The organism is Neisseria sp. HMSC070F02, from assembly GCF_001814225.1.
GTDB lineage: Bacteria > Pseudomonadota > Gammaproteobacteria > Burkholderiales > Neisseriaceae > Neisseria > Neisseria meningitidis.
This window is the reverse complement of sequence record NZ_KV815473.1, coordinates 17,750-27,153: the sequence shown is the minus strand read 5'-3', so window position 1 is coordinate 27,153 and position 9,404 is coordinate 17,750. Positions and strand designations below refer to the sequence as shown.

The following is a 9,404-nucleotide window of genomic DNA, read 5'->3' as shown; positions in this document are numbered from 1 at the left end:
TCTCTTTGAGCTAAGGCGAGGCAACGCCGTACTGATTTTTGTTAATCCACTATAATTGATGAAATGCCGTCTGAACGCTTTGAAAAGGGTTCGGACGGCATTTTGTTCAAACCGAGACCTTTGCAAAAATAGTCTGTTAACGAAATTTGACGCATAAAAATGCGCCAAAAAATTTTCAATTGCCTAAAACCTTCCTAATATTGAGCAAAAAGTAGGAAAAATCAGAAAAGTTTTGCATTTTGAAAATGAGATTGAGCATAAAATTTTAGTAACCTATGTTATTGCAAAGGTCTCAAACCGGTTTATTTGCGTTGCAATACGGCGGCGAAGAAGCCGTCGGTTTGGTGCTTTGCCGAATCGAGGCGCAGGTATTTTCCGGTATCCAAATCAATCTTCAGGTTTTGCAGCAGTTCGGCGCAGTTGACGGGTTCAAATTCGGGATGTTCGGACAGGAAACGTTCGACTTGCAGCTCGTTTTCTTCGGGCAGGATGCTGCAAGTGGCGTAAACCAAGCGGCCTTGCGGTTTTACCAGTTTGGAGGCAGCATCGAGGATGCTGTGTTGCTGTTCCAAAAGGTTGGCCACGGTCTCGGCAGATTGGCGGTATTTGAGGTCGGGATTGCGGCGTAAAGTACCCAAACCGGAGCAGGGCGCGTCCACCAACACACGGTCGGCTTTGCCTGCCAGTCGGGCGATACGGCTGTCGTGTTCGCTGCTGATGCGTTCGGGGTGGATATTGGTCAGTCCGGCGCGGGTCATACGCGGTTTGAGGTTGGCAAGGCGTTTTTCGGCGATGTCGAAGGCGTAGATTCTGCCTTTATTGGCCATTTGCGCACCGACAGCCAAGGTTTTGCCGCCGGCACCGGCACAGAAATCGACAATGATTTCGCCGCGTTTTGCGCCCACCAATAAAGCAAGCAGCTGGCTGCCTTCGTCTTGAACTTCCAGCGTACCGTCCAAAAACAGCTCGTGTTTGTTAAGCGCGATTTTGTTTTTCAGGCGGATGCCCCAAGGCGAATAAGGCGTTGCCTCTGCATCGGCACTTTCGGCTTGCAACAATGGCAGCACTTTATCGCGTTTGCCTTTCAAGGTATTGACGCGTATATCGAGCGGCGCAGCTTGGTTGATGCTGCGGCCGAAGGCGAGGATTTCTTCTTCGCGCCAATGCTGCTGCAGCTGTTCTACCAGCCATTGCGGCAATTCTGCGGCGGTATTCAGGCCGTCTGAAAACTCGGTTTTACGGGCTTTCAAATTGCCGAGAAACTCTATTTCTTCTTCATCAAGCAGGTCTTTGATTTGGCTGATGTTGGTGCTTCTGCCGAGAACCAGTGCGGCGAGTGCGGCTTTGCGCGGCTGCGCGTGCGGACGGCGCAGGGCGGTACTGATTTTTTGATAGTGGCGCAGCGCGGCAAAGGCGGTTTCGGCGATTTCGTGGCGGTCTTGGCGGCCGAGCTTTTTGTGTTCGCGGAAATAGGCGGAGAGGACGGCATCGGAAGGCTGTTTGAAAGTCAGCATTTCAGCCAAAACTTTGGCGGTATGGTCGAGTTGTGCGGCGTTCATAATGTAATGGGTTCTCTTACTGTGGGTTATTCATAATCAATCTAACGTCCTTAAAATAACAATAGCATCTTTATCATTACTTAGTATTCTATCCGCAATAAGAAAGATGTGTTAAAAGTGCGCAATCGGGATTTGTCTAAATTTCTCCGTTAACTACAAAGGCAGCCTGAAAAAAGTTCTATTTTCAGGTCGCTTGAACAGCATCCGATATAATCACATCAGCGATTTCATTTTGTAATCACTCCCCAAAACATGAGGAAAAAAACAAAATTTATTTTCTTCGTTCAGCATATCTATCCTAAATATGCCATCACTCCATTGAGTTTTTAATTTGTATTTCGCTCTTGTTAAATGTTTTTCTGTTTGCCGATTTCTTTTGCTAATGTAAAAAATACTCTACCACTCTCATTGGTTAAAGTTTTCAAGTATTCATCAACATCAGTAACATTAATAACAACTGTTTCATTTGTATGTTTATTAAATTCTAAATCAATAATAATATTCCCATTAACCAATATTTCATATATATCTACTTCTTCAGGCAGCATAGACAAACAATAAGCACTTGAAGCTGAAAACTCTTTTTTCAGATACTGAAGAAGAAAAGTATTTTTAATTAAAATATTATTAAATTTATCTAATGATTGCTTGACTTCTTTAGTTGTCCAATTTTTAACATTATTCTTCATTGTATTCTACCTGGGGTCGTAGTTATTAAATTACCATACTTATTTGTTTGGATCGTCATAATATTAGTTGGCATGTTGTTGTTATATTTATCATATCCAATATCCTTATTAACTCGGATGACTCTTTCATAAATTGTATGGGAAATGAGATTTCCATCACTAAGCCTCTCAATAGATATACGCGTTAATGTTGGGAAAGGGTTTCAGACGGCCTTCATAATGCGTTCGATTTCGTGCCAAAAGCCGTCGGGGCGCAATTCCAAAACAGCAATCAAGCCTTGGTCGATACGGCGGATTTCGGTTTCGTTCAATGCTTCGGTTTCGGCAACACGCGCAGGCGCGAGATAGGCCATACGGTCGAGCAGGTGGTAGCGTGCTTCTTGGCGTTCAAACCCATATTCCGCCCAATATTGAATATAGATACCGCGCCAGCCGTATGGATTAAGCGGCGGCTCAAAGGCGTTGAAACCTTGCGGAAAAAATCCGATGCCGCGCACGATGGAAACGGGTTTTACGTCAAGCGGCAGACCGTGTTGCCGCAAGGTTCGGATGCCGTCTGAAGTGTGCGGCAGACCGAGTTGGGCGGTCAGTTTGGCGGCTTTTCCCAACAGCGTGTCTTTGGGGTCGAGTCCGCGCATGTCTTCGAGCCTGCCCGTGCCGCCGCCGTAATATTTGCAGGTCAGCTCGATATGGTAGGGTTTGCCGTTAAGCCTTACCACAAAATCCGCCGCGCCTTGCGTATTGCCGTCCGAACCGGAAACCGTGAGGTTGTGCGCGAGCAGTTCGGCGTGTGGCGCGTTGGCAAACCAAAATGCCAGCAGTTCTTCGGCGTAAATGCCGAGGCGGTGTCCGAACGGGGCGCGTCGGGTGAGGTGTTCCGTCAGCGGCGCGGGATCGGCATCCAATGCCAAAAGATAGCGGAAACCGCGTTCCCCCAATAGTTCGCGCACGCCCAATTCGCAACCGCTTTGCCACAAAGGCGGCGCAGTCAGCAGCGAGGCGAGGTCGCGGACGGGTTGGCTGGTGAGCTTCCACCATAATGCGTCTAGGGCGTAATTCATGCTTATCCGAATATCAGTCATGCCGTCTGAAAAGCTGGAAATGTTTTCAGACGGCCTTAATCAGTCTTTTTTATGGATACGATGGCTGACGGTATTGAAAAAACCGCGCAGGATATCGATGTCTTCGGTTTGCGTGTTGGCGCGTCCGAACAGGCTCTGCATACGGCGCATCAGACGCTCGCCGTTGCGGCGGTTGAAAAAGCCGATGTCGTTCATCACGCTTTCCATGTGGGCGACCATGCCTTTGATTTGCTCGTGGGTCGCAGCGTGGTCTTCTTGTTGAAGATGGGTCATGGGCGAACCGGTTTGGCTGAAGATTTCGTAGCACACGACCTGCACGGCTTGGGCGAGGTTGAGCGAGAAATAGTCGGGATTGCCGTTGATGGTCATCAGTCGGTTGCAGGCTTGGACTTCTTCGATGCTCAAGCCGAAAGTCTCGTTGCCGAAAACCAGTGCCACTTTCTCGCCTCGGTTTGCGGTCTGCAGTAATTCGGATACCAAATCGCGCGGGGTTTGCAGCGGCGCAGTAATTTCGCGGCGGCGGCTGGTCAGGGCGCAGGCGATGGTGGTGTCGGCAAGGGCTTCGTCCAAAGAAGCGGCAATGGTGGCATTTTCCAAAACGTCTGCCGCGCCGGAAGCGAGGATGAAGCTTTCTTCCGGTAATTTAAACGATTGAGGATGCTCCGGGTCAAACACGGGCGGGTTTTCCGTCATCGGCGTTGCCATCAGATTTGGGGCGACGATGGTCAGTTTGTGCAGACCCATTGTTTTCATCGCGCGCGCGGCAGAGCCGATGTTGGCGGGATGGCTGGTGCGCGTGAGGATGATGCGGATGTTGTCCAGATAAGCGGGCAGGGCGGGTTTGAGAGTAGTCATGTTCGGTTTTCGGTCGGAATGGAATAGGGTATAATGCGCCGTCTTTTTCGTTCGGACGGTAAAATGCCGTCTGAAATGTTCTTTAACAACGTCGGAAATTTAACGTTGCGCCTGAAGCAGACACGCGTCGGGCGGTATTTTACCCGATTTGGCAGGATTTACCCCAACCAAATAAACTCCGATTTTGCCGCTCCGAAGGACTGTACGTTCGAACTGGCGGTATGCCACCCTTAAGGAAATCTGATGAATCCGTTTTTGAATACAGCCTTTAAAGCCGCCCGCCGTGCCGGTCAGATGATGATACGCGCCGCAGGTAACCTCGATGCCGTCAAAACCGACAGCAAAGCCTTCAACGATTTTGTTTCCGATGTTGACCGCAATTCCGAAATCATCCTGGTTGAGGCTTTGAAAGAAGCCTATCCGCACCACAAAATCACTTGTGAAGAAAGCGGCTCCCACGGCAAAGCCGCAGCCGAGTACGAATGGATTATCGATCCGCTCGACGGCACGACCAATTTCCTTCACGGTCATCCCCAATACGCCATCTCTATGGCGCTGCTGCACAAAGGCGTGTTGCAAGAAGCTTTGGTTTACGCCCCCGAACGCAACGACGTATATATGGCTTCGCGCGGCAAAGGCGCGTTGCTCAACGACCGCCGCATCCGCGTTTCCAACCGCATCGAATTGAACCGCTGCCTGATCGGTACCGGCTTCCCTGTTGTCGATCAAAGCATGATGGACAAGTATCTGGCGATTTTGAAAGATTTCTTGTCAAAAACCGCCGGCGGCCGTCGTGAAGGCGCGGCTTCTTTGGATTTGTGTGCTGTAGCAACAGGTCGTTTTGACGGCTTTTTCGAGTTTAACCTCAAACCGTGGGACATTGCCGCAGGTGCATTGATTGTTCAGGAAGCGGGCGGTATCGTAACCGATATGACGGGTGAGGACGCTTGGTTGGAAAGCGGCGATATTGTCGCCGCCAATCCCAAAGTATTGGCGCAGATGCTGAAAATCATTTCCGCACACGTTTAAATTTCAGCCCTTTCCCGAAAATATGGGAAAACGGGCGGGTATGCCGTCTGAAGTATCGCGCCGATATTTCAGACGGCATTTTTATTGGCAACGCGGCAGGACGGCGGAAACGGTCAAATGCCCCAAACTGCCGAGGATGGAAACCCATATCTGATTAAACGGAGAACCCTGTGCGATTTGTTTATAGTGGATTAACAAAAACCAGTACGGCGTTGCCTCGCCCTAGCTCGAAGAGAACGATTCTCTAAGGTGCTGAAGCACCAAGTGAATGGGCAAAGCCAACGCCTTTACCGCACCGATTACCGTCGTCAATTACGACGAACAAGCCCTCAATAACACCGAAGCGCGTACTTTGGTGGATGCCGTAGCGAAAAAAGACGCTTCCGTTTGGCAGTTCGGCGGCGAAAGCAACACGCTGACCGGACTGTATTTCAGAGGTTATCAGCTTGATGCGCGCCAATTCAGCGTCAACGGTTTGGCAGGTATGTACGGCACGCAAGGCACGGCAAGCGTGCAAGTTGGATCGGCACAACTGATTAAAGGCGCATCCACTGCCGTAAACGGCATGGACCCTGAAGGTGCGGTATCCGGTTCCGTCAATATCGAAACCAAAAAAGCCGCCGATGAAGGCAACCGCAAAATCGGTTTGGGCTGGTTCAGTAACAACCGCGCCCAAGGTACGTTCGACTTGGGCCAACGTTTCGGCGAAAACAAAGCATTCGGCGTGCGCGCCAACGGCAAACTGCGCCACGGCGACACCCCGCGCCACGGTTACAGCGAAGACAACAAAGAATTTGCGGTAAATGCCGACTATCGCGGCGAAACACTGCGCGTAGCGTTCGATTCCATCTACGCAAAACGCAAAACCAACGGCGGTCGCGCGCGTATGCAGGACATTCAAAACGCCGGCGGACGCTTGTTTGGCGCGCCCGATGGTAAAACCAACCTGCTGCCTTCTTGGAACTGGCAAAATACCGCCGGCCAAACCAATATGCTTACGTTTGAATGGGATGCGTTTGATAATGCACAGATTACAGGCGGTATCGGCTACAACAAGGCACGCTATTACGGCACGCTGATTTCCCCGACCGTATGTTTGAATGCTACCAGCACTTGTACCGATATGCAAAACACAAACGCCAGCGGCAAAGTAACGGCACGCAACTATGACTACAATACCGGTACTGCGCGCCTGACCGACCAATATTTCCGCACATTGAGTATGAACCTGACCGCACGCGGCGAATTTGAAACCGGCCCGGTAACACATAACTGGAGTATGGCTTTCGACCGCGTTATCCGCCAGCGGAAAACCATAAACGGCAGCGGGAACGGCAACAGCAAGATAGAAGTGAAGGCAAACGAAAATATTGCGAATCAATTGGCATCGTTTACAGCCGACTATCCCAATTCTTGGGAGAACTCTGCCAACTTGGATGCCAATATCAAAGTCAACAGCCTGGCTTTGTCCGACACCTTGGGCTTCGTGGATAACAAATACCGCCTGACTTTGGGCGAACGTTTCCAAACAGTCGAATATACCGACAAAAAATCACAGAGCGGCGATGCCAAACGTTTCAGCCCGATGCTGATGGCGGCGTGGGTGCCGCAACCTGATTTGGTTGTGTACGGCAACTATATGGAAGACTTGGAGCCTGCCGACATCAAAACCGATGATTCCGGCGAAACGACAATGGCGAAACCGCGTGTCAGCCGCCAGTTTGAAGTGGGCGTGCGTAAAAACTGGGGCAATTTCGTAACCACGTTAAACGCGTTCCAAATCAAACGCCCGGCTACTGGCGCGGTCATACAACTACCAAGACAACAAAAGGGGTAACAACAACGCTGACCTATGGCAACAATTCCGATTTCGCCCGCTATAAGGCGCAAGGCGGCGTAGCCGGCGACGAGCAAGGTATGGAACGCAATCGCGGTATCGAGTTCAATGCCTATGCTAACCTGTTAAACAAAACCCTGCGTCCGACTTTGGGCCTGATGTATCTGCAATCGACCGTGAAAGAGTATCCAAATTCACGCGATATGCTGGTTAACGGCGTACAAGTCGCCAATCCGCGCGTAATTGCCAAGGCAGGTTTGGAATGGGATACACCGTTTGCCAAAGGCTTGACTTTAAACAGCAATGTTTCGTATTTCGGCAAGTCTTACCAAGACACGCAAAAACAATACGCCTTCCCATCCTATACCTTGGTTGATGTAGGCGCGCGCTACAAAACCAAGCTCGGCAAAAATACGTTGACCGTCAGCAGCTCGGTGGAAAATCTGTTCAACAAAAACTACTGGCAGGTACAGCGCGGCCAATACGACCGCAGCTTCGCCGTCGTCGGTCTGCCGCGTACTTACTGGCTGAAGGCGGAATTGGATTTCTGATTTCTCCGCATCTGGAAAATGCCGTCCGAACAGGTTTCAGACGGCATTTCTTTTAAAGAGATATGGCGGGATACGCTTAAATAATGCTATTCTAGCGTCTTTGAAACCTGCTTGTTTGAAGTGATGAAAAAACCTTTGATTTCGGTTGCGGCAGCATTGCTCGGCGTTGCTTTGGGCACGCCTTATTATTTGGGTGTCAAAGCCGAAGAAAGCTTGACGCAGCAGCAAAAAATATTGCAGGAAACGGGCTTCTTGACCGTCGAATCGCACCAATATGAGCGCGGCTGGTTTACCTCTATGGAAACGACGGTCATCCGTCTGAAACCCGAGTTGCTGAATAATGCCCGAAAATACCTGCCGGATAACCTGAAAACAGTGTTGGAACAGCCGGTTACGCTGGTTAACCATATCACGCACGGCCCTTTTGCCGGCGGATTTGGCACGCAGGCGCACATTGAAACCGAGTTCAAATACGCGCCTGAAACGGAAAAAGTTCTGGAACGCTTTTTTGGAAAACAAGCTCCGGTTTCCCTTGCCAATACCGTTTATTTTAACGGCAGCGGTAAAATGGAAGTCAGTGTTCCCGCCTTCGATTATGAAGAGCTGTCGGGCATCAGGCTGCACTGGGAAGGATTGACGGGAAAAACGGTTTATCAAAAAGGTTTCAAAAGCTACCGCAACAGCTATGATGCGCCCTTGTTCAAAATCAAGCTGGCAGACAAAGGCGATGCCGCGTTTGAAAAAGCGCATTTCGATTCGGAAACTTCAGACGGCATCAATCCGCTTGCTTTGGGCAGCAGCAATCTGACCTTGGAAAAATTCTCCCTAGAATGGAAAGAGGGTGTCGATTACAACGTCAAGTTAAACGAACTGGTCAATCTTGTTACCGATTTGCAGATTGGCGCGTTTATCAATCCCAACGGCAGCATCGCACCTTCCAAAATCGAAGTCGGCAAACTGGCTTTTTCAACCAAGACCGGGGAATCAGGCGCGTTTATCGACAGTGAAGGGCAGTTCCGTTTTGGCACACTGGTTTACGGCGATGAAAAATACGGCCCGCTGGATATTCATATCGCTGCCGAACACCTCGATGCTTCTGCCTTAACCGTATTGAAACGCAAGTTTGCACAAATTTCTGCCAAAAAAATGACTGAGGAACAAATCCGCAATGATTTGATTGCCGCCGTCAAAGGCGAGGCTTCTGGACTGTTCACCAACAATCCCGTATTGGACATTAAAACTTTTCGTTTCACGCTGCCGTCAGGAAAAATCGATGTGGGCGGAAAAATCATGTTTAAAGATTTGAAGAAGGAAGATTTGAACCAATTGGGTTTGATGCTGAAGAAAACCGAGGCAGACATCAGAATGAGTATTCCTCAAAAAATGTTGGAAGACTTGGCGGTCAGTCAGGCAGGCAATATTTTCAGCGTCAATGCCGAAGATGAGGCGGAAGGCAGGGCAAGTCTTGACGACATCAACGAGACCTTGCGCCTGATGGTGGACAGTACGGTTCAGAGTATGGCAAGGGAAAAATATCTGACTTTGAACGGCGACCAGATTGATACTGCCATTTCTCTGAAAAACAATCAGTTGAAATTGAACGGTAAAACGTTGCAAAACGAACCGGAGCCGGATTTTGATGAAGGCGGTATGGTTTCAGAGCCGCAGCAGTAATGGGTCAAATGCCGTCTGAAATGTTCAGGCGGCATTTTGTTGTATTGGAAACTGCCGTTTTCAACCATTCCTTTAGATAAGCCGTGTCGGATTCGTTTTTATAGTGGATTAACAAAAACCAGTACGGC

At 49.6% G+C, this 9,404-nt stretch carries 7 protein-coding genes and 1 pseudogene; 4 read left to right on the top strand and 4 right to left on the bottom strand.

All coding sequences use genetic code 11. The annotated features are described in order from the left end of the window. Positions 1-302 precede the first annotated feature (302 nt). The 4 genes from HMPREF2959_RS08260 to HMPREF2959_RS08245 all read right to left on the bottom strand — a co-directional run bounded on the left by HMPREF2959_RS08260 (position 303) and on the right by HMPREF2959_RS08245 (position 4,185). The gene (locus tag HMPREF2959_RS08260; protein WP_002213242.1) at positions 303-1,559 is read right to left on the bottom strand and encodes an RsmB/NOP family class I SAM-dependent RNA methyltransferase; all 1,257 of its coding nucleotides are present in this window, start codon (positions 1,557-1,559) and stop codon (positions 303-305) included. 347 nt (positions 1,560-1,906) lie between these two features. After that, a complete protein-coding gene (locus HMPREF2959_RS08255) occupies positions 1,907-2,248 on the bottom strand; it encodes a hypothetical protein (protein WP_002243598.1) in 342 nt (113 codons plus the stop codon). A 203-nt stretch (positions 2,249-2,451) separates the two neighbouring features. Then, on the bottom strand, positions 2,452-3,309 hold the full coding sequence (locus HMPREF2959_RS08250) for a DUF1853 family protein (RefSeq protein WP_002240598.1): 858 nt from the start codon (positions 3,307-3,309) through the stop codon (positions 2,452-2,454). A gap of 60 nt (positions 3,310-3,369) precedes the next feature. Beyond that, positions 3,370-4,185, bottom strand: coding sequence for an RNA methyltransferase (locus tag HMPREF2959_RS08245; RefSeq protein WP_002217017.1), 816 nt, complete (start codon positions 4,183-4,185; stop codon positions 3,370-3,372). 63 nt (positions 4,186-4,248) lie between these two features. Here HMPREF2959_RS08245 and HMPREF2959_RS11385 point away from each other — a divergent pair, with 63 nt between their 5' ends. The 4 genes and pseudogenes from HMPREF2959_RS11385 to HMPREF2959_RS08225 all read left to right on the top strand — a co-directional run bounded on the left by HMPREF2959_RS11385 (position 4,249) and on the right by HMPREF2959_RS08225 (position 9,276). Then, entirely contained in the window at positions 4,249-4,419 is a 171-nt protein-coding gene (locus HMPREF2959_RS11385) for a hypothetical protein (RefSeq protein ID WP_002243597.1), read from the top strand. A 9-nt stretch (positions 4,420-4,428) separates the two neighbouring features. Continuing rightward, entirely contained in the window at positions 4,429-5,214 is a 786-nt protein-coding gene (locus HMPREF2959_RS08240) for an inositol monophosphatase family protein (protein ID WP_002243596.1), read from the top strand. Positions 5,215-5,482: 268 nt separating this feature from the next. Beyond that, positions 5,483-7,602, top strand: a pseudogene (locus tag HMPREF2959_RS08235) (TonB-dependent receptor). A 123-nt stretch (positions 7,603-7,725) separates the two neighbouring features. Further along, positions 7,726-9,276, top strand: coding sequence for a YdgA family protein (locus tag HMPREF2959_RS08225; RefSeq protein WP_002240594.1), 1,551 nt, complete (start codon positions 7,726-7,728; stop codon positions 9,274-9,276). Positions 9,277-9,404 lie beyond the last annotated feature (128 nt).

Excerpts from the sequence above, each read along its gene's own strand:
- HMPREF2959_RS08250 (WP_002240598.1), bottom strand. The coding sequence starts at position 3,309 with ATGAATTACGCCCTAGACGCATTATGGTGGAAGCTCACCAGCCAACCC.
- HMPREF2959_RS08255 (WP_002243598.1), bottom strand. The coding sequence starts at position 2,248 with ATGAAGAATAATGTTAAAAATTGGACAACTAAAGAAGTCAAGCAATCA.
- HMPREF2959_RS08245 (WP_002217017.1), bottom strand. The coding sequence starts at position 4,185 with ATGACTACTCTCAAACCCGCCCTGCCCGCTTATCTGGACAACATCCGC.
- HMPREF2959_RS08260 (WP_002213242.1), bottom strand. The coding sequence starts at position 1,559 with ATGAACGCCGCACAACTCGACCATACCGCCAAAGTTTTGGCTGAAATG.
- HMPREF2959_RS11385 (WP_002243597.1), top strand. The coding sequence starts at position 4,249 with ATGCCGTCTGAAATGTTCTTTAACAACGTCGGAAATTTAACGTTGCGC.
- HMPREF2959_RS08225 (WP_002240594.1), top strand. The coding sequence starts at position 7,726 with ATGAAAAAACCTTTGATTTCGGTTGCGGCAGCATTGCTCGGCGTTGCT.
- HMPREF2959_RS08240 (WP_002243596.1), top strand. The coding sequence starts at position 4,429 with ATGAATCCGTTTTTGAATACAGCCTTTAAAGCCGCCCGCCGTGCCGGT.